The organism is Enterobacter asburiae (genome assembly GCF_008080435.1).
Classification (GTDB): domain Bacteria; phylum Pseudomonadota; class Gammaproteobacteria; order Enterobacterales; family Enterobacteriaceae; genus Enterobacter; species Enterobacter asburiae_C.
Window position 1 is genome coordinate 102,448 of record NZ_VRKN01000001.1, and the last position, 22,411, is coordinate 124,858.

Below are 22,411 nucleotides of genomic sequence, written 5' to 3' on the forward strand. Positions count from 1 at the left end.
ATTAAATACATTTGCCAAATAAATAAATTGAAATCACACGCTAACAATATTGATATTATCACCTTCTTTGAGTTGATATTCGGTCAGGGTATCGAAACTGAGATAGCGATAGATATTTTCATGCGCATCGTGAAGTTTATCCGTATAGCCAAAATATTCTTCCACGGTTGGCATTTTACCCAGTATGGCCGCGACGGTGCTTAATTCAGCTGAGGCAAGGAACACTTTCGCATTCGTTCCCAGACGATGCGGGAAATTTCGGGTGGACGTCGATACTACGTTGCTCCCTTCGCGCACCCTCGCCTGATTCCCCATGCACAGGGAACAGCCCGCGGGTTCGATTCTCGCCCCCGATTTTATAAACTGATTAAAATAGCCTTCGCGGGAGAGCTGTTGGGCATCCATTTTTGTCGGCGGTGCGAGCCACAAACGCGCCTGGTTTTCGCTGGCACCGGCCATGATTTCACCCGCAGCGCGGAAGTGACCGATGTTTGTCATGCAGGAGCCAATGAAGACCTCTTCGATGGGGGTACTGGCAACCTCCGAAAGTAAGCGGGCATCGTCCGGATCGTCCGGGGCGCAGACCACCGGTTCGGTGATTTCGTTGAGATCAATGTCAATCACTGCCGCATATTCCGCGTCAGGATCGGCGCAGAGCAGCGACGGGTTAGCCAGCCACGCCTCGATTTCAGCAATGCGTCTTTCAAGCGTGGCGGCGTTCTCATACCCCTGCTTCACCATCCAGCGCAGCAGGGCCGCATTGGAACGCAGGTATTGCGCGACATTCTCTTGCGCCAGGCGCATAACACACGCAGCAGCGGACCGTTCAGCGGAGGCGTCAGCCAATTCAAACGCCTGCTCTGCGCTTAATGTTTCCAGGCCTTCAATTTCGAGGATCCGGCCCGAGAAAACGTTGCGCTTATTCTTTTTCTCGACCGTCAACAGCCCCTGCTTTCTGGCGTAGAGCGGAATGGCATGCACCAGATCGCGCAGGGTGATCCCTTTCTGCATCTCGCCTTTGAAGCGCACCAGCACTGATTCAGGCATATCCAGCGGCATGATACCGGTCGCGGCGGCGAACGCCACCAGCCCGGAGCCGCCCGGGAAGGAGATCCCCAGCGGGAAGCGGGTATGGGAGTCGGCACCCGTGCCTACCGTATCCGGCAGCAGCATGCGGTTAAGCCATGAGTGGATGATGCCGTCGCCCGGCCTGAGCGCCACCCCATTCCGGCGGGTGATAAACTGCGGCAGGGTTTCATGCAGCTGGACATCTACCGGCTTAGGATACGCAGAGGTGTGGCAGAAAGACTGCATCACCAGGTCAGCTGAAAATGTGAGGCAGGCAAGATCGGTCAGCTCGTCGCGCGTCATTCCGCCGGTGGTGTCCTGAGAGCCGACGGTAGCGATCTTCGGCTCGCAATACTGCCCGGGACGGATCCCCGCCACGCCGCAGGCTTTACCCACCATTTTCTGCGCCAGCGTAAAGCCGGTTGCGGATGGCGCAGGTGAAGCGGGCGTGCGGAATACCGCTGAAGGCTCAAGCTCCAGCGATTCCCGCGCTTTCGCGGTCAGGCTGCGTCCGATAATCAACGGGATCCGCCCGCCGGCGCGCACTTCGTCCAGCAGCACCTCGGTTTTAAGGGTAAAGGTCGTCACCCGCCGCTGGCTCTCTGTCTCACGAATTTCGCCCTTGTACGGGTAAAGATCGATCAGCATCCCGGTCGTCAGGGCGGAGACATCCATCTCTACCGGCAGCGCGCCGGAATCTTCCAGCGTGTTGAAGAAAATGGGCGCGATTTTGCCGCCAAACACAAACCCGCCGTTACGTTTATTCGGCACGTACGGAATATCGTTCCCGATGTGCCACAGGATGGAGTTGGTGGCGGATTTACGTGACGATCCGGTCCCCACGACGTCACCGACATACACCAGCGGCCAGCCTGACGCTTTCAGTTCTGTCAGCTGGCGCAAAGGGCCCCGCACGCCGGGTTCATCAGGCGCTACCCCTTCCCTGACGTTACTGAGCATGGAGAGCGCGTGCAGCGGAATATCCGGACGTGACCACGCCTCCGGTGCCGGAGACAAATCGTCGGTATTGGTCTCACCGGGAACCTTAAACACCTTCAGGGTAATTTTTTCAGGCACGGCCGGACGGCGGTTAAACCATTCGGCATTTGCCCAGGACTGAAGCACCTCTTTTGCCCGGACGTTACCGCTCTTCGCTTTGGCTTCCACCTGGCTGAATTTTTCAAAGATCAGGATGGTGGAAGAAAGCTGCTGCGCGGCCAGCGGCGCCAGGTTCGGATGGTCCAGCAGCGCAATCAGCGGCTGGACGTTATAGCCCCCCTGCATGGTCCCCAGCAGCATGGTCGCCTCTTCGGGAGTGAGTTCGTTAATCCGGTATTCCTGCAATGCCACCTTAAATAAAAATTCGGCTTTTAGCTTTGCCGCAGGATCGACGCCCGGCGGGACGTTGTGGGTTAATAAATTAATTAATGCCGGATGATGCTCGGGTGCATCATGTATTAAACGATGAATAAGCGCATCGGTTTGTTCCGCCGTTAAGGGTTTCGCCGGAATATCCGATTCAGCGCGCGCTTTCTGGTGCTGATGATAATCATCTAACATAGGTTCTCCTGTTAAAGCTAAAGTTGTTCGCAAAATTCTGTTAATCGTTCGAGTCCATATGGCCATTCACCAAAACCGGACTCAGAATTAATGTGCCCGGCCTCACCGATATCGATGAGTTGGCCGCGCCAGCACGTGGCCCAATAGTGAGCGCGCGCAAAAGGCATCAGAGGATCGTTTCGGCTGGCAAATATCATGCAGGGGACGGGTAATGGCGTTGGATGAATGGCCTCTTCAAGTCCGAAAAAAGCAGGCTCTGCCGGTGCGACCATCACCACACCGGCTACGTTTACCCGCCGCGTTTGCAGCAGCCTGCATGACGCCAGCGCCCCGAAGCTGTGGCCGACGAGAATGGCGGGCAGCGGGCACATTGCCAGCTCGCGGGTAATGGCCGAGACCCAATTTTCGATATCGGGCTCTAACCAGTTTTTCTGCTGGATCCGTTTCCAGAAGGGAAAACGCCGCCCCCAGCAGCTTTGCCAGTGATGTTCATCGCTGTCTCTGAGACCCGGGACCAGAACAAGGGTGTAAACCTTACTGAGCTGCTGCAGGCGTTGTTCAATCATGACGTTTTCCTGTTACGCTATTCGCGATTATTCGGGTGGAAATTGCGACAACAACCAACCGACGGAAATAAGATCGGCGCTACCGCCGGGGCTTAAATTGCGTTTAATAAATTCCGCGTCCATTCTGAGCAGCGCGTTAGCTAATTTATCCGCCGTGAGACGTTTTATTTTTAATAACCGCCTCGAATAGCGTCTGGCGTAATTCAGCCCTTCTATTCCGCCACGTGAAACCAGATTGGTATCCGGATTCGCCGCCATCAGACCCAGCAGCATCCTCAATAGTGCCACGTCTTCGGATTCGCCCTGACGCAACGCGGTATGCAGGTGCGGGAGACCCGCCTGGCGGACGGTCATAAAACCACTGGCCGCTTCCCCTCTCGCCCCGGTAAACCCGTATGTCTGGAACTGCTGCTCGCCCTTCGTTCTGGCGACACCGGTCGTTTTCAGTTCCTGTTCAACAATGCCGGTGCAGATAATGCGGGTCTCACGGCATAAACTGCGCTGCGTAAGCGCGTCATCCCTTTGCGTCAGACGTCCCGCCGCGGCACACAGCAGCCCCAGAGAGAAGACTCCGCCTTTATGAGTATTCACCCCGCCGGTGGCGTTAAACATTGCCTGCTCGCAGGCCAGACCGGTCGGTCTTAACGCCCGCAGCGTTTGCGGGCCAGCAAGACGAGCGGTTTCTCTGCCAACGTTAAAGAACGTTGAGAACCAGGGCGCAATCGCCGCGATACTGGTCATGAACAGCGCGAAATCCATGTCGCGATGCGCCCCGCAGTTTGCGCGATCCACCAGACCCGGCTTCGGGGTTAAGCGAATTTCCCGATACATGGCCTCGGCAGCCAGCTCAGCGAAGGTGCGCTGAACGTCTGGCGCATTACATCTGGCAAGCGAAGTAGTCATCGGTTAACGCCTCGATTACGCGCGTGAGTTCGGCCTGCGAATGACGCCGCGCACGCGAGCAAACGTGGGCCGGTTCATGACAGATAAAGCATCTGCGCATCGGCTGCTGGATGGCGTTTCTTTTCAGCTGTCCCGTCTTTGGACAAAACACGTCGATATCCCATAAGCGTCCCAGAAGATGGTTATCTTCCAGATGCGCCGTGACGTGTTTTATCATCCACGCGGGTGCCGACACCGACCAGAGCGCTTCCGGCCCCGTGACCGGCTGCAGGATCTGATGCCGACAGACCGTCCACTGATGCGCGCGGAATACCTCGGCAAGCGCCTGATCCGCGGCGGCCATCACCCGTCTGGCCAGGTCGGTATCCTTCACCTCCCCCGGCCAGACCAGCGTGACGGATACCACGGTTTGTTCGGACTGAAACAGCCACGCCTGCTGCCGACGGGCTCGCTGCTCTCTGGCGCTCAACACCTGCTCCAGAGAAACTTTCGCGTTCGAGGCTTTATCCGTCATGAGGATGACTCCTTCACCTGACGAACCACGTCAATCACGCTGCCGTCGCGGTAGCGCACCACGCCGACGATCCGGTCAGTGAACTCGACAGGCTTAGGTTCACCCGAGATGAGCAGCGCCTTTTGATACAACGCGTCAATGTCGACGACAGCCAGCCCGGCGTTAAGCAGGCGTTCGCGAATGTCCGGGCGCGCCGGGTTAACGGCAATACCGTGATCGGTAACCAAAACGTCGATACTTTCGCCCGGCGTCACCAGGGTGGTGACCTGTTTGACGACGGTAGGAATGCGGCTGCGGATCAGCGGGGCAACCACAATGGTGAGATTTGCCGCCGCGGCGACGTCGCAGTGTCCGCCCGATGCGCCGCGCATCACGCCGTCGGAGCCGGTCAGGACATTAACGTTGAACCGGGTGTCCACCTCCAGCGCGCTGAGGATCACCACGTCCACCCTGTCACAGCAGGCGGCTTTCGCAGCCGGGTTCGCATAGACGTTGGTGGAGATCTCCACGTGGTCGGAATTGACCGCCATGGAGGCTGCCGCCGCGCCGTCGAAGCTTTGCGTATCGAGGATCTTTTCAATTAACCCTTTCTGATGCAGATCGACAATGCTGCCGGTGATCCCGCCGAGCGCGAAGCGGGCAACAATATTGTGTTTACGCATACGGGTTTCCATAAACCGCGTGCAGGCGGTTGATGCCGCCCCTGAACCGGTCTGAATGGAAAAACCGTTGCGGAAATAGCCGGAGTGTTCGATAACGTCGGCCGCAGAGCGGGCAATCATCAGCTCGCGCGGATTACTGGTCACCCTGGCGGCGCCTACGCTGATTTTTGCCGGGTCGCCGACGCTCTCAATCTGCACAACATAGTCAACCTGATCCTGAACGATACTGGCTGGCAGGTTGGGGAACGGCTTCAGGGTTTCGGTAAGCAAGACCACTTTTCTGGCATATTTCGCGTCGACCATCGCATAGCCGAGAGAGCCGCACTGCGATGCACCGCCGTTGCCGCTGGCATTGCCATATTCGTCGCTGCAGGAGACCGCCAGAAACGCGACATCAATGGCAATTTCGCCCTTCTGAATCAAATTCACCCGCCCGCCGTGGGAGTGGATCTGTACCGGCTCGTCCATCAGCCCGTGCGAAATCGCATCCGCCAGTTCGCCGCGCATGCCCGAGGTGTAGATTTTGCCGATCACGCCATTGCGAATGTGTTCAATAAGCGGCGTATTGCATGACATTAACGAACTGGAGGCGAGCGTGATCCCTTTCAGACCGCGCTGAGCGAGCTTATCCATCACGTAATTGATGACCTTATCCCCTTCGCGGAAAGCGTGATGAAAAGAGACGGTCATGCCGTCATGCAGATCGCAGCGGGCCAGCACATCGTCCACGCAGGCAAACAGTTTGCGCTGAGACTTTTGCTGGCTGTCAGCAAGATAAGGCGTCGTCGCGTTAGCGCCGCTGAATGCGACGTACTCACGGCGAGAGCCAGGAATGTGATGCAGGGTTTCAGTAAGGTTTTTCATTATTCATCCTGTCGCTTGCGGTATAGGGATTACTGACGAATGCCGGAGGCATTTTTGCGTTCAATCACGACGCGGGCATGGTTGATGATTGGCGCATCGATCATTTTGCCGTTCAGCGAAATCACCCCCAGTCCGTTGCGTTCCCCCTCTTCTGCGGCGGTAATCACGCGCTGTGCGTAATCCACCTCTTCCTGCGTTGGCGCGTAGGCGTTATGAAGAATTTCAATCTGGCGCGGGTTAATCAGCGATTTTCCGTTGAAGCCCATCCGGCGGATGAGATCCACTTCTTTCAGGAAACCGGCCTCATCATTCACATCGGCGTACACCACGTCGAAGGCGTCAATACCGGCCCCGCGCGCGGCATGTAATACGGCACACCGGGCATAGAACAACTCTGTTCCGTCGCCACGCTCGGTTTGCATATCCATCACGTAGTCAAAGGCGGCCAGCGCAATACCCATTAAGCGGTCGGAGGATTTCGCAATGGCGACAGCGTTAATCACGCCAACGGCAGATTCTATCGCCGCCATTAATTTCGTTGAGCCAACGGGACGCCCGCAGTTCTCTTCAATGCGGACGATTTCACGTTCGAGCTGATGAATATCTTCCGGAGAGTCGGTTTTTGGTAAACGGATCACATCGACACCCGCCCTGACGGCGGCTTCCAGATCTTTTAATCCAAAAGGCGTATTCAGAGGATTAATTCTGACAACGGTTTCAATATCGTTGTACATCGGATGTTGCAGGGCATGAAATACCAGAAGGCGGGCGCTGTCTTTTTCTTTTAGCGCTACGGCATCTTCCAGGTCAAACATTATAGAGTCGGGTTTATAGATAAATGCCGTCGACAGCATGGCGGCACTTGAACCGGGAATAAATAACATACTGCGGCGTAGCTTTTTCATTATAACGTTTCCCATGCAATGTCTTCCCGGGCCATTCCTCTGAGCAGAGCAGCCTGCACGCGGGCGCGGATCACGCAATCCAGCGCGCCTTTATCATCAATAACGACAAGCCCCTGCTCGATGTTGAACGCAGCCAGGGTTTCGTTGACAACTTCTGTAATTCGGTCGCCAAATTGCTTATACACTTCACTCTGGATGACCACTTCCAGCCCGCTCTCTACTGGGCTCACCTTCACCATCAGGTCGCTGGACTCCAGCGTTCCCGCCATTGCGGCTTGCACAATTTTCATATCAATTTTCCTGTGATAATGCGGTTAAATCGCTGCCGACATCGGTTCCGATAAACAAGGCTGATGCTGCACCCCGTTATTCAGAAACGCGCGCGTGGTAGCCGGCACCATGCAGCTGGCGGCAGAGATTTTGTTTTCATTTAATAAACGACGAACGGCTGAAGCCGACACCGGCACATTATTACCATCCGTTTTTCTTTCTATTTCGTGTACGCTGATACGCGCCGCTGTACTCGTTTCGTCTTCCAGCCAGCGGTGCATCGCCCGGTTATATTCTGCGGTTAACAGGCAGAACGGTTCGGTACCGACAAAACGATGGTTAATATTCAACGCGGGAGCGATGTAATTTCTGAACAGCATGAGATCAATGGCGGCGTAGGTTTTATCAATGACCTGCTTATCTTTCAGGAAATAGCCCGGGAATGTGCCGCGAGAAATAATATACGCCGACCCTGGATGCACAGTGACATTTTGCAGATGCTGCGATCCGTCCCTGACCATCGCAAACCGTTCTTTAAATGAAAAAGCAGAGACATCTTCCTGAACCACGAAAACATGCAGCCAGTCGCACCGGCTGGCCGCATGCTCGATAAGATATTGATGACCCAGGGTGAAGGGATTGGCGTTCATCACAATCGCGCCAATATTTTTCCCCGACACCAGATGATGACCACGCAGCTGGCTGCAGTAACGGTGAATACCAACGGGCGTATTCTCCATTAAAGCCGCACACTTCTCGATCGTCACCAGCGGATAAAACCCGCATCCACGAAACGACTTTACGTTATCCGGACAGGTAAAGAGAAAGAGCTGATGTTCACCGTTTTGTGCCGCCAGTAGTTCGGCCTCATGAATTAACGTCAGGCTTAACGACGTGCCCCGCCATCCGGCATCCACGGCGATGCATTTTAGCGTGTTACCCGCAATGCCTGTGCAGGCGACCAGATGACGCTGATAGCGCGCAACGATAAATTGCTCAATATCGTCATCAATGCCTAAACCGTTGCGGGCCAGGAAACGGGCGACTTCCTCTCTTGCCTGAACGTTACCGGCTTTAATCACCTCAAATTCTGGCGTTGTGGCGGTGTACATCGTCTCTCTCCTGAGCGTCTAGACAGTCAATTCTTGCTGCTGGGGTTGCGCTTCCACGATGGTGTTCATCAGGCGGCCAATGTTTTCAATTTCGACTTCAACGCGATCGCCATCGCGCATAAACAGTGGCGGAGTACGTTTTTTACCGACGCCACCAGGCGAGCCGGTAATAATGACGTCCCCGGCACTGAGAGAGGTGAACGTGCTGATATAGGCGATAAGATCCGCCACTTTGTGGATCATGCTGCCGGTGGAGTCATTCTGAACCAGCATGCCGTTCAGCCAGGTGTGGATGGTCAACGCGTGAGGATCGGGGATCTCATCCGCCGTGGTCATATAAGGGCCGAAGGCGCCGGTTTGCTTCCAGTTTTTACCGGCGGTGAACCAGGCGTGCTGCCAGTCGCGAACGGAACCATCCATATAGCAGCTGTAGCCCGCGACGTGGCTGAGCGCGTTATTGACGTCAATTCGGGTACCGGGTTTACCGATGATCACGGCCAGCTCGCCTTCGTAATCAAACTCGCTGGAAACAACCGGCTTTAAAACGGGCCGGGCATGTCCGGTTTGCGAATCAGGAAAGCGGATAAACAGCGTGGGAGCATTATTGGTTTCAGCAAACTCTTTTCTTTTTTCAGCGTAATTCATCCCAACGCAGAAAATCTTTCCTGGCTCTTCTATCACGGGAAGGAAGGTAATGTCTTCAGGCATCATATCCACAGGGCAATCGTGATATTGCCTGGCGACGTCAACCGCATCCCATTGCAGCAGGTCTTTCAGTGTCGCATAGTGATGGCCGATTTTATTACCCAGATCGATAATGCCGGACGGTGTATAAATCCCGTAGCTTTTACGGCCCTGATGAATATAACTTGCTAATTTCATAATAATACCCGATTGATATACGTGCTCATTCTGTGTTCACGCCCCGAGGCGTGAACACATTGCCATGCTATTTATTCAGCTGACTGCGCTGGAACCAGTGCCTGTTTATTGCCGGATGCCAGATACGTTGCCACCACAACGCCCACGCCAAGTAATGCCAGAATAAATCCGGTCATCCCCTGCCAGCCCATTGAATGGAAGACAAAACCGTTGATGAAACCAATAACCGAACCGCCCATGTAGTAGAAGAATAAATAAAGCGCGACGGCCTGGCCTCTTGCATGGGTTGCGTTTTTACTGACCCAGCTTAAACCGATAGAGTGGCAGCCGAAGAAACAGCCGGTAAAAATCACCGCGCCAACAATAAAGGTGACGACATTTGACGTCAGCGTCAGCAGCATCCCTAAGGCCATCATCAGGAACAGCACGCGCAAGACTTTCATAGCGCCATATTTCGCCGATAAGCGACCGGCCTGCGGAGCCGTAAAGAAACTCAGGGCGAAGCTAAAGGAGAGCAGACCTGCGTTTGCCGGTGAAATATGGAACGGCTCACCTTTCAGGAAGAAGGCCAGATAGTTATAAAGTGAGGTAAATGCGCCGAAGATAATGAAGCTGATGACAAACGCCAGCGCCAGATTTTTGTTCTTGAAATGCGATGCCGCCCCTTTCACCATACGCATAACGTTAAGACTCTGCGTAGGCTTGAAGTTCTTCGATGCAGGCAACAGGAAGTTCACCAGAATGGCAACCGCAATCAGGCTGACCGCAAACCCGTAAAAGATGACATTGATTGAAACGTGATCGATCAGCTGGCTGGCAACAATACGCCCGGACATGCCGCCCATCGAGTTACCGAAGACAAAATATCCCGTTACGATGCCTGCCGCCACCGGGGCGACCTCTTCACTGATGTAGGCGGTTGCCGCCGCAGCGATGCCGCTCAGCGCCAGACCAATCACCGCACGCAGCGCCACCAGCATCGCCCAGGATTCCACCAGCGGGCAGAGCAGCGTCAGAATGCCGCCCAGCAGGAGGGAGACGATAATTAACCGCTTCCTGCCATAGTGATCGGATAACGTTCCGGTAAACAGCAGTCCAATTGCCAGCAACGCCGTTTCTGCGGATAAAATAATACTCACCTGACTGACCGGGACATTATATTCCACAGCAAGCGTCGGGAGCAGTGGCTGAATAAAAAACAACGAAGCAAGTTCCGCAAGCCCGGATAATGCCAGCGCCAGAATGACGCGAATATACGCGCTGGCTTTTACCGGATCGGGAGCTTTCAGGGTATTGTTAGCATGCGTTAACGCCATAATAACCTCAGTATTATAGTTAAGGTATAGAATGTATTTTTGTAAGATGAATAGCTTTTTAGTTCAGACTTTACTCAATCAACTTCAGAGAGTATTTTTCCTGGCACACAAACGACGCCTTCAAATAATTTTCGTGACGTGCGAATAACCGCCGCCCGGGTATTTTCGATATTATTTCCGTCCCTCAGCAACGATACGGATATTTTTCCACTCGGGTGTTCAATATCAATAATATTGGTAAAGCGTTCCTTTGGGCGGTCAGCAACAATTTTAGCGGCGACGGAGCCTTCAATAAGCGTCGCGGTCGAAATACCAATCGAGCCGGTAATCGCCAGTGATTTATGGCAGGTATGCGGCATGAAATAACGCACCTGAAGCGTTCCGCCGTTACGCGCCCGGCTGAGAAGAACCGGTTTAGGGATCACTTTGTTTGACACATCCCCTAAGCCCATCGCTGCACCAGCCTGGCGGCGCAGGCTCTCCAGCCTTTCCTTAAACGCCTTATCGCCATCTAATTCTGCCGGTGACTCCCCGCCTGTTTTGCCCAGCGCCGAGGCGTCAATCAGGACCATCGGCATCGCCATATCAATACAGGTGACTTCAATACCATCGAACACGTTTGTCACGCTGTCCGTCGGCAGCAGTTTCCCGGTTTTAGACCCCGCAGAATTCAGGAAGGTTAAGCCAATCGGTGCCGCTGTACCTGGGACACCGTCGATTTGGGTATCGCCTTCATACACGACACGATAATCAGGCGTTTGCACTTCCGCATCAACCAGTGTCCCGGTGTTGAGATTGCGGATACGCACCGTCGTCACCGGGCTTTGCGCCTTCACCAGCCCCTTTTCAATGGCAAAGGGTCCCACGGCACAGAGCATATTGCCGCAGTTAGGCGTGGTATCGACGCGACGTTCGTTCACCATCACCTGAGCGAATAAATAATCCACATCCGCGTCCGGGCAGTTGGAAGGACTGACGATCGCTACCTTACTGGTTTGGGGACTTCCACCGCCAATGCCGTCAATTTCGAGTTCATGGCCTGCGCCCATCAGGCTGAGTAAAACCGAGTCACGCGCTTCGGTTTCCGCAGGCAGGTCGCTGGCCAGAATGACCGGGCCTTTTGAGGTACCACCACGCATTAATACGCAAGGGATCTTTAACATGTCTTTTTCTCATTTCGCGTTTATCAGGAACGCAATAAGGTTTTCACACTCCAGTTGATAACTCTAATGTCAAAAAAAGCAGGATTAATACGCTTTGCACATTAATAACCCTTGCGTTATCGTGGATTAAGGAAAGCAAGAATTGGGTGCCGAAATGCAGCATGAATTACAGGGAATACAAGCATTTGTAAAAATTGCAGAAATCGGATGTTTTACAAAGACGTCGCAAGTTCTTCATATTTCACAACCGGCTTTAACACGCAGAATTCAAAAACTGGAAGAGAGCCTGGGAACCACGCTGTTTGAACGCTCCACGCGAAGCGTCAAGCTCACGACAGTGGGAAGAGAATTTTTGCCTAAAGCTAAGAATTTAATCGATTTTTATGAAAGCTCAATCCTGAGCATTAAAGAGATGGCGACGCATCAGGCGGGGGTTATTACCGTTTCCTGTATCCCGACTGCCGCGTTCTATTTTCTACCTTCTGTGATACGAGATTATAACAATGACTACCCCAACATCCGTATCCGTATACTTGAACACAGTGCCAGCGATTGTCTCGAAGCGGTGTTAAATGGCGACGCAGATTTCGGCATAAATATGATAAACATCACACATCCCAATATCGATTTCGCCCCACTGGTGAATGAACCCTTTGTTCTGGCATGTCGGCGGGACAATGAGCTGGCGAAAAAACCGCTGGTGACATGGGACGATCTGGCAGGTATGAAGTTGATTGGGGTAAGGCGCTCCAGCGGGAACCGGTCGCTTATCGATCAGGCGTTCGAGAAAATGGCCTGGAAACCGAACTGGTTTTATGAAGTGCGCCATCTGTCAACGTCGCTGGGGATGGTGGAAGCGGGTCTTGGCGTGTCTGTCGTTCCCAGCCTGGCGATGCCGACCGACGAACATCATGTCCTTGTCAGCCGTCCGCTGATTGAACCCGTCATACGACGAACGCTGGGCCTTGTGCAGCGCCGCGAAACGACCCTGAGTCCGGCGGCGGAAAAATTCCGGGAGCTGATTTTACATCTGTGGTCAGGCGAAAACAGCAGCCCCTGGATCGGCAAATTTACTCAACTGTAAACCCTGGCACAGCAAAGGGGCCAGCGCCCCTTTGCGCGTTATTTCCCGGCCTGAGGATGTGTATCAAAGCCCGCCATTACCGCCGTCAGATCCGCCAGTGAAAATCCGTGTTTTGCATCGTCAACGCCCAGTCCAAAGCGTTCCTGCATCAGCTGGTAAAGTGCCTCCGCATCCGGCAAGTGGATCTGCTCTTCCACATGGCCATTCTGCCAGTGGGTAAAGTTGAAGTTAGTTAGCGTCAGCTTACCGCCGTCAGGCAGATGGCGACACATCAACAGATGATGACGGAAATGCGACTGCGGCCAGTGTGCCGACCAGAAATTCCCCATCACGTAATCACTGAAATACTGCGTCGTCAGGTCAAACTGGTACATCGACTGCCAGTGCTCGTGGTGACGGAACTGCAGCACCCAGTCATTACCCTCGCTCAGCAGACGATACAGCCCGTGCGGCGTCTCTTGTTCTTCACTGGCGAGCAGACGAATCGGCGCCGTCAGCGTCTGGCCGCCAAACCCGACATCGGCAATCCAGCGCTCACCGTTAAGCTCAACCAGCAGCAGGCGGTGCGTGCGTGGCGGCATTTGCGGCGGATTTGCTAATACCACGCGTCCCAGCATGCTACGCACCGTAAAGCCGACTTCACGCAATACGCGCTCGAACAGGCCGTTTTGCTCAAAGCAGTATCCTCCGCGACGCGCGGCGACCAGCTTGTCGACAAGGGACCGATCGTCAAGCTGGATTTCACGCGGCAGAACGACATCAATATTCTCAAAAGGGATCGCACAGTTGTGATGTAAATGCAGCGCGCGCAGGGTATCGATATCCACCCGTGTCGGTTGCGTCCAGCCAATGCGAGCGAAATAGGCGGTCAGGAATGGGGACATGCATCAGTTTCCTTTGATTGTGATGTTCTGTTTATAAACTAATTTTACGCACTCACTTTGATTTCCGTGCTTTTTCGTCATACTCATCGGTGTAGATGAGGAGATCCTATGAGCCACTTTCGCCCTGTTGAATTACGTCATGCCAGCCGTCTGCTGAACCACGGTCCTACTGTGCTTATCACCAGTCGGGATGAAAGCCTCGACAGACGCAACGTGATGGCCGCCGCATGGTCAATGCCCGTTGAGTTTGAGCCGCCGCGCATCGCGATCGTCGTGGATAAAAGTACCTGGTCGCGTGAGCTGATTGAACGCAGCGGGAAATTTGGCATCGTCATCCCCGGCGTGGCGGCGGCCAACTGGACATACGCGGTCGGTAGCGTCAGCGGGCGCGATGAAGACAAATTCAACTGCTACGGGATCCCGGTCGTGAACGGTCCTGAACTTGGCCTGCCGGTGATTGAAGAAAAATGTCTGGCGTGGATGGAGTGTCGGTTATTACCCGTCACCTCCGCGGCAGAAAAATACGATACGCTGTTTGGTGAAGTGGTTTCAGCGGCAGCCGATGAACGCGCGTTTATCGCCGGACGCTGGCAGTTTGATGAGGATAAACTGAATACGCTGCATCATCTTGGGGCCGGTACGTTTGTGGCGAGTGGGAAGATGGTGAAGGCGCTGGATTGATTGCCTAAATTCTATCTTACTGAATTATAGTAAATTTCTATGGCATTTTATGTTTACCATGACGATGTAAAACGGAGGATATTTCCGTAGCTGTTGCATTAGCAACTCTCTCGTTAAGGAAATATCGATGTCATGGAATAAATATGCCGCTGTTGAATATGCCAAAAATCATGTTTACCGAGAAAGTCACAGAAAGTGTGAGCTTTTTGTGAAAAACGCGATAATTGCTGGTGGCTTGCCTATTCATGGAATAGGTTCGGCAAAGAACATGGGTCTTACGTTGTCTCAGGTTGGGTTTCAAAAAATTATCGGAGCCCCACAGTTAGGCGATGTGGTGGTTATACAGTCCATAGCAAATCATCCAGATGGTCATGTTTGTATTTATGATGGCCATCAATGGCTAAGCGACTTCGCGCAACGCACTATGTATCCTGGTTCAGGATACAGAAAATCCCATCCTCCTTATCAGCTTTACAGACATTATTGATATGAAAATCATACCCATACTTTCCTTACTCATAACCAGCTCTGCCTGTGCAGGTTATAGCGACAATGCAGCAGAAGCAGCGTTGAATTTCAATAAATGGTACATTGCTCAATATGCCGCAAACAAATTCCCCATCATGGACAATGCTGAAATAAATAAATACGTCACAGCAAGTACCATGAAAAAACTGCGACATGCACAGGATCCTCGCTTTGCCGATGAAGAGTTTTATGATGCTGATTTCTTCCTGAAGTCGCAGGATATTGAGGAAGATTGGGCAGAGAATGTGACAGTGGTTTCATCCGAATACGATCCGGTTTGCACGAATATTTATGTGTCGTTCGGGAAAAAAGAGGAGCATACGGTCATCGATTGTATGGTTAAAGAAAAAGGTATCTGGAAGGTTCAGTCTGTTTCAGGACAAGAAGTACTGCGCAACGAACATCTCAAATAGAAAAGCACATGGTAGCCTCACGACTACCATGTGCAATTAATTAACTACTTCGCACGTCGTGAAATAATCTCATCCGCAACATTCCGCGGGGCTTCCGCAAAATGATGGAACTCCATCGTATACGTCGCGCGCCCTTGGGACATCGAGCGCAATGTCGTGGCATAACCAAACATCTCTGCCAGCGGCACGTCAGCACGAATAATCTGGCTACCGTACTGCTCTGCCATTCCCTGCACCATGCCGCGGCGGGAAGAGAGATCGCCCATGATGTTACCGGCGTACTCTTCCGGTGTTTCCACCTCCACGTGCATGATCGGCTCAAGAATCACCGGATCCGCCCTTCGGGCGCCCTCTTTGAAACCGAGGATCGCCGCCATGCGGAACGCCATCTCCGAGGAGTCGACGTCGTGATACGAGCCAAACGTCAGCGTCGCTTTGACATCGACTACCGGATAGCCTGCCAGCACGCCGCTGTTCATCGCTTCCCGCAGCCCTTTCTCAACGGACGGAATATACTCGCGCGGCACCACACCGCCCTTGGTGGCATCTTCAAATTTAAAACCACTCCCGGGCTCCAGCGGCTCCAGGCTCAGCACCACATGGCCGTACTGCCCTTTACCGCCGGACTGACGGACAAACTTGCCTTCGATATCCTTCACCGTTTTGCGCAGGGTTTCACGGTAGGTCACCTGCGGACGACCAATGTTCGCCTCGACGCCAAACTCACGTTTCATTCGGTCGACGATAATTTCCAGGTGTAACTCTCCCATTCCGGAAATAATCGTCTGGCCCGACTCCTCGTCAGTGTGCAGTCGGAACGACGGATCTTCAGCCGCCAGACGCTGCAGCGCGATCCCCATTTTCTCCTGATCGGCCTTGGTTTTCGGCTCGATCGCCAGCGAAATTACCGGATCCGGGAACTCCATACGTTCAAGCGTAATCACCGCATTGGGGTCGGTCAGCGTGTCACCGGTCGTGACATCTTTCAGACCCACACAGGCCGCGATATCCCCGGCGCGCAGTTCATCCACCTCATGGCGATCGTTGGCATGCATCAGGACGATACGTCCAATACGCTCCTTCTTCCCTTTCACCGGGTTATACACCGCGTCGCCTTTGCGCAGCACGCCAGAGTACACACGGATAAAGGTCAGTTGCCCGACGTACGGGTCGCTCATCAGCTTGAACGCCAGGGCGGAGAACGGCTCATCATCGCTGGGGTGACGCTCCGCGTGCTGCCCTTTTTCATCCACACCATCAATGGCCGGCACGTCCAGCGGCGACGGCATCAGCTCAATCACCGCATCGAGCATGCGCTGTACGCCTTTATTTTTGAACGCGCTGCCGCACAGCATCGGTTGGATTTCCCCGGCAATGGTGCGAATACGCAGCCCCTTGATGATTTCAGCTTCATCAAGATCGCCCGTCTCCAGGTACTTATCCATCAGTTCATCGCTGGCTTCCGCCGCCGCAGAGACCATTTTTTCCCGCCATTCCAGAGCGATATTCACTAAATCATCCGGCACGGGCGCATAGGTAAACACCATGCCCTGCGTCGCATCGTCCCACAGAATGGTGCGCATCTTGATGAGATCCACCACGCCGGTGAAATGATCTTCTGCACCCACCGGGATGACAATCGGCACCGGATTGGCCTTCAGGCGCTCCTGCATCATCCGCACGACGCGGAAGAAATCAGCGCCCGGACGGTCCATTTTGTTGACGAAGGCCAGTCGCGGAACGTGATATTTATTGGCCTGACGCCAGACGGTTTCCGACTGCGGCTGCACGCCGCCCACGGAGTCATACACCATCACAGCACCGTCGAGTACGCGCATGGAACGTTCCACTTCAATGGTGAAATCCACGTGCCCCGGGGTGTCGATGATGTTGATCCGGTGCGGCTCATATCCTCTGTCCATACCTGGCCAGAAGCAGCTGACTGCCGCGGAGGTAATCGTGATCCCGCGCTCTTGCTCCTGCGCCATCCAGTCAGTGGTTGCCGCACCATCGTGTACTTCACCCAGCTTGTGGCTCATCCCGGTATAAAACAGGATGCGCTCAGTGGTGGTTGTTTTACCGGCATCGATATGCGCGGAGATACCGATGTTGCGATAACGTTCGAGAGGGATGGGTCGGGGCATGATATTTCCTTAGTCACTGTGACTTGTTTGTGACGACCAGGATGGTCGTTCATTCGTTCGTTTGCTATAATAGTCCTATTGTACGAGTATTATCGAACTATTTTTTAACGGTTGACCTATTGTTGATATAGCTCAATCTGACGCCATACGCAGGAAAACGATGATCCCAAACCACCCTGAAACCGAACAAATACTGCTGGAAAATGTGCTGTTTGCCCTCGGCAATCCGCTCCGGCTGTCGATAATTCGCCGGCTGGCCGATGGCAGCGAACTCAGCTGTAACGCGCTGCGCCCGGAAGATGTGGTGAAGTCCACGATGACCCATCACTGGCGCGTACTGCGCGACAGCGGCGTGATCTGGCAGCGTCCGCAGGGACGAGAAAACATGATTTCATTGCGAAGAGACGATCTGGATGCCCGCTTTCCGGGGCTGATGGCGATACTTTTACAGGCTAAAATCTAAGGACACGCCTGTTTCCCTCCTGAAAAATGCCCCGTAAAGATGTAAGGGGCATAACGTCAGCTGAGGGATTTATCTTACGTGCATACGATATTCAATCATGCCGCTTTTTTTCGCAATCCAGTCGTACAATCGTTGCCCGCGATAATTGGCTTCATGCGTATGCCAGTAAAGATGACTGGCATGATGTTTTCTGGCTTCTCTCTGAACATATTCTATTAACTGTTTGCCAATGTGTTTGCCCCTGACCGCTTCGCAGACATATAAATCTTCGAGGTAGCAGTAATCGCTCTCAGCCCATGTCGAACGGTGAAAAAGATAATGCGCAAAACCCACTACGTCTCCATTACATCGTGCCACCACGCAGAATAGCGGTTCAACGGGGCTGAAAAATCGTTGCCAGGTTCGTTCAGTAATTGCCCCGGACAGATCGACGTTGTAAAACGCCTGATATTTTCCCCATAGTGGCATCCAGCTTTCAAAATCACGTTCTGTAACTGCCTCAATTGTCACGCTCGTATTATTCATATTGCCTCTTTACCCATCCGTTATTCATTTCAGGAAGAGTGTATTATCTAAATGGCACGTTTCGCCCCGCCAATTTTCATGACTGAAGCAGACCATTTTTCCGTATTGTTTTATAATGGATGCCATACGAAGGAGAGTGGAAAAACGGATGTTTAAGCACGCACAACTTGAAACGGTCAAGGCATGGATAATTGATCCTTCACACGGATCGCTGCCCCTTCATGAAAGGATCCAGAGAGCAATACGGACACTGATACTGGAAGGGATCTTATCTAACGGTAAGGCTCTTCCTGCTTCACGTGCGCTGGCAACCTCACTGAGTGTTTCCCGGGATACGATTGAAGCAGCCTATTCCAGCCTGCATGCCGAAGGTTTTATTGAGCGACAAACAGGCAGAGGAAGCTTTGTCTCTTCCAGCGCACGGTTTTTAAAACCACATTCCCGACAGCATCATCCCGTCGCTGATAGACGAAAAGCAAAACTCAGCGCCCGAGGAAAAGTCATCTATGAAAGTGGCGGGATCCGCGAATTTTCCTCGCCCCGCCCGCTGGCGCCCGGTATTCCTGAAACCCGCATGTTTCCCATTCCAACCTGGGAGCGTCTTCAGCGGCAGGTCCTTAAGGAATATCAGCACCAGATATTGGCGCAAAGCCCTCCGCAGGGCATGGAGCACTTACGGCGAGCAATCGCGGAATACGTCAATCTTGAGCGCGGGACACGTGCGAAGGCAGAACAGGTCATCATTCTGACAAGTTCTCAACAGGCGCTTGCTCTGTGTTCCCATGTACTAATGGACACCGGGGATGGCATTGTCATTGAAGATCCCTCCTATCAAGGGGCACACAAAGCGTTTAACGCTGCCGGACTGCACTGTATTCCGGTATCTCTTGATGATAACGGCATCTCAGTTGACGCTCTGAATTCTCTGGCCGAGCCTGTCAGGGCTATCTACCTTACGCCTTCTCATCAGTATCCAACCGGGGTGACGCTCTCTCTTGACCGACGACTGGCTGTCATTGACTGGGCAAATCGTCACTCCGCCTGGATCATTGAGGATGACTATGACAGTGAGTTTCACTACGAAGGAAAGCCTATGGCCTGTCTTCAGGGACTTGATGCTTACAACCGGACAATTTATATCGGCACGTTCACCAAGTCCCTGTTCCCTGGGCTGCGTATTGCGTACATGATTGTTCCCTCAGAATTGACAGAGCCCCTTACGATGGCCAGGACATTAATGGATGGCCATACCGCCTCAATCACCCAACTGACGCTGGCTAAATTTTTGGAGGGTGGGCATTTTGGTGCCTATATTCGCAAAATGCGGAGCGTTTATGTTGCTCGTCGCGACAAACTGGCTAGCCTGATGGACGAGTATCTTTCTGATTATGTTGTGTGTGTAACGCCAGCGGGTGGAATGCAAATGCCTTGTCACCTCAGGCACGGGATATCCGAGAAAGAGATTGCCGCCGCCGCCCGCCGCGCAGATGTTGATATATTAGGGCTTACCGGTTTATATGCAGGACCGCCCGCGTCCACTGGTTTTTTGATGGGATTTGCTGCTTACACGGAAAGGGAAATAGAAGACGCTGTAAAAAAACTGGCCGCAGTTTTCCGTCATGTTTGATGCTGTCGACTGGCCAGCTGCTACTACTCATCCAGGACGAGCAAGACTATAAACAGGGATCCGCCGGCTGGTCTTTGTAAGCGTATCAAAGACCTCGGTCTCCGAGGTCACAATCCTCACGCCCATTTTCCTTAACCTCTGTACATCCGCTGCGATGCGCTGAATGCCAAACCAGAAAAGCCCGTCGAGTGCCGTCACAGACAGCCCGTTTTCCAGAGCCATCTTGAGGCGTTCCTTTGGAGCTTTAACCTGCTGGGCAATTTGCCTGTAAGGCGCTTCATTACATCCCGTCGCGTCACTGCGCTGGATCCGCGTTTTCAGGTGATAGGTAAACTCGTCAGGTATTCCGTCGAGATCCCTTTTAAGGCTATAGACGCAGCCAAAGCGCTTGCCGTTAAACAGAACATTTTTCTGACTGAGCTGCAGCTCTTTTCTGACAACATCTATTAACTGGGGCGCACGGGTAAGAAGCAGCCTGAAGGGCAGCTCGAAGCTGGTGACGTAATCCACATTAAGCAACGCGAGACGCAGCCGCTCCTCTGCCCCGGATTTTTGCTCACGACATTCCTCCATCACCTCTGCCCACTGGCGCGTCAGACGCTCCGGTTCGGCGGCTTCGGTAAGGAGATATTTTTCAATCTGATAATCAACTCTTCCGGTCATCGTGTGGTATCCCGTCGCTGTGGATGCGGTAATTCTATACAGTGCGGTGATATTTATAAAGGACTGAACCGCAGCGGCATCCTGGAAATGTCGTTGCGATTCAGTATCCTGACGTTTCGGATCAGTGTGCCATAATCCAGCCCATCAGCAGCGTGGCGAAAATCACCGTCGACGCGCCGCCGATGCGGGTGGCGATCTGCGCGAACGGCATGAGCGACATCCGGTTAGACGCGGACAAAATGGCTACGTCCCCCGTTCCGCCCAGCCCGCTGTGGCAGCAGGTCACAATGGCCGCTTCCACAGGATACATATTCAGACGCGACGCGATAAAGTAGCCGCTCAGCGCCATCGCAATCACAACCGAACCGCATACCACCACGTATCCCACCGAGAAGACCGACACCACGCTCTCAAGCGGCACGTATAACATCCCGAGGCCGATCATCAGCGGCCAGACCAGCGCAGCCGAGACGAATTTATAGCAACTGTGTGCGCCCTGCTCCATTGAGGCCGGGATCACCCTGAAGTATTTACACAGAACGGCAATCAGGATCATCAGTACCGGGCCGGGAATGTGTACCAGTTTTTCGAACAATCCGCCGACGATGAAAAACGCGCACACCATCAGTAATCCGCCCCCCATCAGATGAAAATCCGTCTGCTGCGTGCTCTGCGCCCCGGCAAACAGGCTGGCGTCGTCTTTACTCCGCGTGAGCATGCCATTTCCCGAAAGCGCAGGACGTTTCGCACCGAGACGTGCCAGCGAGCCCGCACAAATAATGGCGAAGATATTCCCGACGACCGCAGCGGGTGCCAGCTGCGCAACGTAGACGTCCGGCGTCTGCCCCAGTATTGCCGAATAGGCCAGGGACAGTGGCAAAATCCCCTCGCCAATCCCGCCGCCAATGATGGGCACAATGATGAAGAAGAAGGTGTGGTAAGGCGTATAACCAAACAGTGAGCCCACAATGAGGCCGCTCAGCACGGCCATGCATGTTCCTGCTACCAACGGAACAAACATGCGCATCATTCCCTGGATCAGCAGCACCCGGTTCATCCCCAGAATGCTGCCGACCACCAGGCAGGCGATGACGAAGTAGAGCAGATTCGCCTCTTTCATCAGCAGATGCACGGTATCAAGGGTATGTTTCCCGAATACGCCAAAATAGACCAGCACGGAGGGCACCATCAGGCACAGTATCGCCGGGCCGCCGATATCTTTCAGCACCGGGATTTGACGCCCTACTTTGGCAAACGCGAAACCGAGGGTCATGATGACCGCGAGTCCACCTATCATATTTTTCGGTAGCAGCCCTGCCCAGGCGGACGTCGCCACAATGGCGGCAATCCCGACGAACAGCATCAACGGGACCGTGCCAACCTCAGTATTGTTGAGCCCAAAGGCAAAACGCGAGGTCGACAGTTCAGAAGTCGGTACAGGATTATCTTTCATATAATCACCTGAAAATTGTGTTCGGATATACAGAGAAAGGAATAAACTGGAACTATTCCTGATACGAATAAATGTTCTTAACATATAAATTAATGACTTAGATGGCCTTTTCTAAAAACAGGCTCATCGTGAAATTAACACGGGCCTGCGGGGAGAAATGT

Annotated in this window: 22 protein-coding genes; 6 read left to right on the forward strand and 16 right to left on the reverse strand. The window is 53.4% G+C overall.

Features of this window, described 5'->3' with window-relative positions:
- Positions 1-33: 33 nt before the first annotated feature.
- From FU672_RS00470 to FU672_RS00520, 11 genes are all read right to left on the reverse strand, one after another.
- The gene (locus FU672_RS00470) at positions 34-2,628 is read right to left on the reverse strand and encodes a bifunctional aconitate hydratase 2/2-methylisocitrate dehydratase (RefSeq protein ID WP_148241733.1); all 2,595 of its coding nucleotides are present in this window, start codon (positions 2,626-2,628) and stop codon (positions 34-36) included.
- A 17-nt stretch (positions 2,629-2,645) separates the two neighbouring features.
- Positions 2,646-3,194 carry an RBBP9/YdeN family alpha/beta hydrolase gene (locus FU672_RS00475; protein WP_148241734.1) on the reverse strand — a complete coding sequence of 183 codons (549 nt, stop codon included), beginning with the start codon at positions 3,192-3,194 and terminating at the stop codon, positions 2,646-2,648.
- 27 nt (positions 3,195-3,221) lie between these two features.
- The gene (gene citG, locus FU672_RS00480; RefSeq protein ID WP_148241735.1) at positions 3,222-4,097 is read right to left on the reverse strand and encodes a triphosphoribosyl-dephospho-CoA synthase CitG; all 876 of its coding nucleotides are present in this window, start codon (positions 4,095-4,097) and stop codon (positions 3,222-3,224) included.
- Positions 4,072-4,611, reverse strand: a complete 540-nt coding sequence (gene citX, locus FU672_RS00485; RefSeq protein WP_148241736.1) for a citrate lyase holo-[acyl-carrier protein] synthase — start codon at positions 4,609-4,611, stop codon at positions 4,072-4,074. The genes citG and citX overlap by 26 nt, the downstream gene beginning before the upstream one ends.
- Positions 4,608-6,137, reverse strand: a complete 1,530-nt coding sequence (gene citF, locus FU672_RS00490) for a citrate lyase subunit alpha (protein ID WP_148241737.1) — start codon at positions 6,135-6,137, stop codon at positions 4,608-4,610. The genes citX and citF overlap by 4 nt, the downstream gene beginning before the upstream one ends.
- A 29-nt stretch (positions 6,138-6,166) precedes the next feature.
- A complete protein-coding gene (gene citE / locus FU672_RS00495) occupies positions 6,167-7,042 on the reverse strand; it encodes a citrate (pro-3S)-lyase subunit beta (RefSeq protein WP_148242115.1) in 876 nt (291 codons plus the stop codon).
- Positions 7,042-7,332: a citrate lyase acyl carrier protein gene (gene citD, locus FU672_RS00500; protein ID WP_148241738.1), complete on the reverse strand. Its 291-nt coding sequence runs from the start codon at positions 7,330-7,332 to the stop codon at positions 7,042-7,044. Before citD ends, citE begins: the two co-directional genes overlap by 1 nt.
- 24 nt (positions 7,333-7,356) lie before the next feature.
- On the reverse strand, positions 7,357-8,424 hold the full coding sequence (gene citC, locus FU672_RS00505; RefSeq protein ID WP_148241739.1) for a [citrate (pro-3S)-lyase] ligase: 1,068 nt from the start codon (positions 8,422-8,424) through the stop codon (positions 7,357-7,359).
- Positions 8,425-8,442: 18 nt separating this feature from the next.
- On the reverse strand, positions 8,443-9,306 hold the full coding sequence (locus tag FU672_RS00510) for a fumarylacetoacetate hydrolase family protein (RefSeq protein WP_148241740.1): 864 nt from the start codon (positions 9,304-9,306) through the stop codon (positions 8,443-8,445).
- Between the two features lie 71 nt (positions 9,307-9,377).
- Positions 9,378-10,622, reverse strand: a complete 1,245-nt coding sequence (locus tag FU672_RS00515; protein WP_148241741.1) for an MFS transporter — start codon at positions 10,620-10,622, stop codon at positions 9,378-9,380.
- 74 nt (positions 10,623-10,696) lie between these two features.
- Complete coding sequence (locus FU672_RS00520) at positions 10,697-11,785, reverse strand: 4-oxalomesaconate tautomerase (protein WP_148241742.1); 1,089 nt, start codon at positions 11,783-11,785, stop codon at positions 10,697-10,699.
- A gap of 154 nt (positions 11,786-11,939) precedes the next feature.
- Between FU672_RS00520 and FU672_RS00525 the strand changes: the two genes are divergently transcribed.
- Positions 11,940-12,869, forward strand: coding sequence for a LysR family transcriptional regulator (locus tag FU672_RS00525; RefSeq protein ID WP_148242116.1), 930 nt, complete (start codon positions 11,940-11,942; stop codon positions 12,867-12,869).
- Positions 12,870-12,907: 38 nt separating this feature from the next.
- On the opposite strand, the gene nhoA is transcribed toward FU672_RS00525, so the two are convergent.
- Positions 12,908-13,753 carry an N-hydroxyarylamine O-acetyltransferase gene (nhoA, locus tag FU672_RS00530; protein ID WP_148241743.1) on the reverse strand — a complete coding sequence of 282 codons (846 nt, stop codon included), beginning with the start codon at positions 13,751-13,753 and terminating at the stop codon, positions 12,908-12,910.
- Between the two features lie 108 nt (positions 13,754-13,861).
- Here nhoA and FU672_RS00535 point away from each other — a divergent pair, with 108 nt between their 5' ends.
- The 3 genes from FU672_RS00535 to FU672_RS00545 all read left to right on the forward strand — a co-directional run bounded on the left by FU672_RS00535 (position 13,862) and on the right by FU672_RS00545 (position 15,375).
- Positions 13,862-14,434, forward strand: coding sequence for a flavin reductase family protein (locus FU672_RS00535; RefSeq protein WP_063142679.1), 573 nt, complete (start codon positions 13,862-13,864; stop codon positions 14,432-14,434).
- Positions 14,435-14,561: 127 nt separating this feature from the next.
- Positions 14,562-14,921 carry a CHAP domain-containing protein gene (locus tag FU672_RS00540; protein ID WP_148241744.1) on the forward strand — a complete coding sequence of 120 codons (360 nt, stop codon included), beginning with the start codon at positions 14,562-14,564 and terminating at the stop codon, positions 14,919-14,921.
- Position 14,922: 1 nt separating this feature from the next.
- Entirely contained in the window at positions 14,923-15,375 is a 453-nt protein-coding gene (locus tag FU672_RS00545) for a DUF3828 domain-containing protein (RefSeq protein ID WP_148241745.1), read from the forward strand.
- 44 nt (positions 15,376-15,419) lie between these two features.
- On the opposite strand, the gene fusA is transcribed toward FU672_RS00545, so the two are convergent.
- Positions 15,420-17,519 carry an elongation factor G gene (gene fusA, locus FU672_RS00550; protein WP_148241746.1) on the reverse strand — a complete coding sequence of 700 codons (2,100 nt, stop codon included), beginning with the start codon at positions 17,517-17,519 and terminating at the stop codon, positions 15,420-15,422.
- Positions 17,520-17,679: 160 nt separating this feature from the next.
- On the opposite strand from fusA, the gene FU672_RS00555 reads away from it, so the two are divergent.
- Complete coding sequence (locus FU672_RS00555) at positions 17,680-17,982, forward strand: ArsR/SmtB family transcription factor (protein WP_148241747.1); 303 nt, start codon at positions 17,680-17,682, stop codon at positions 17,980-17,982.
- Between the two features lie 69 nt (positions 17,983-18,051).
- Here FU672_RS00555 and FU672_RS00560 read toward each other — a convergent pair whose 3' ends face one another.
- Positions 18,052-18,507, reverse strand: a complete 456-nt coding sequence (locus tag FU672_RS00560) for a GNAT family N-acetyltransferase (protein ID WP_148241748.1) — start codon at positions 18,505-18,507, stop codon at positions 18,052-18,054.
- 148 nt (positions 18,508-18,655) lie between these two features.
- Here FU672_RS00560 and pdxR point away from each other — a divergent pair, with 148 nt between their 5' ends.
- A complete protein-coding gene (pdxR, locus tag FU672_RS00565) occupies positions 18,656-20,134 on the forward strand; it encodes a MocR-like pyridoxine biosynthesis transcription factor PdxR (RefSeq protein WP_148241749.1) in 1,479 nt (492 codons plus the stop codon).
- Positions 20,135-20,161: 27 nt separating this feature from the next.
- Here pdxR and FU672_RS00570 read toward each other — a convergent pair whose 3' ends face one another.
- A complete protein-coding gene (locus FU672_RS00570; RefSeq protein WP_148241750.1) occupies positions 20,162-20,797 on the reverse strand; it encodes an ECs1377 family protein in 636 nt (211 codons plus the stop codon).
- A 121-nt stretch (positions 20,798-20,918) separates the two neighbouring features.
- Positions 20,919-22,250 (reverse strand): 2-hydroxycarboxylate transporter family protein, encoded by a 1,332-nt coding sequence (locus FU672_RS00575; protein WP_033145663.1) that lies wholly within the window; start codon positions 22,248-22,250, stop codon positions 20,919-20,921.
- Between the last annotated feature and the right edge of the window lie 161 nt (positions 22,251-22,411).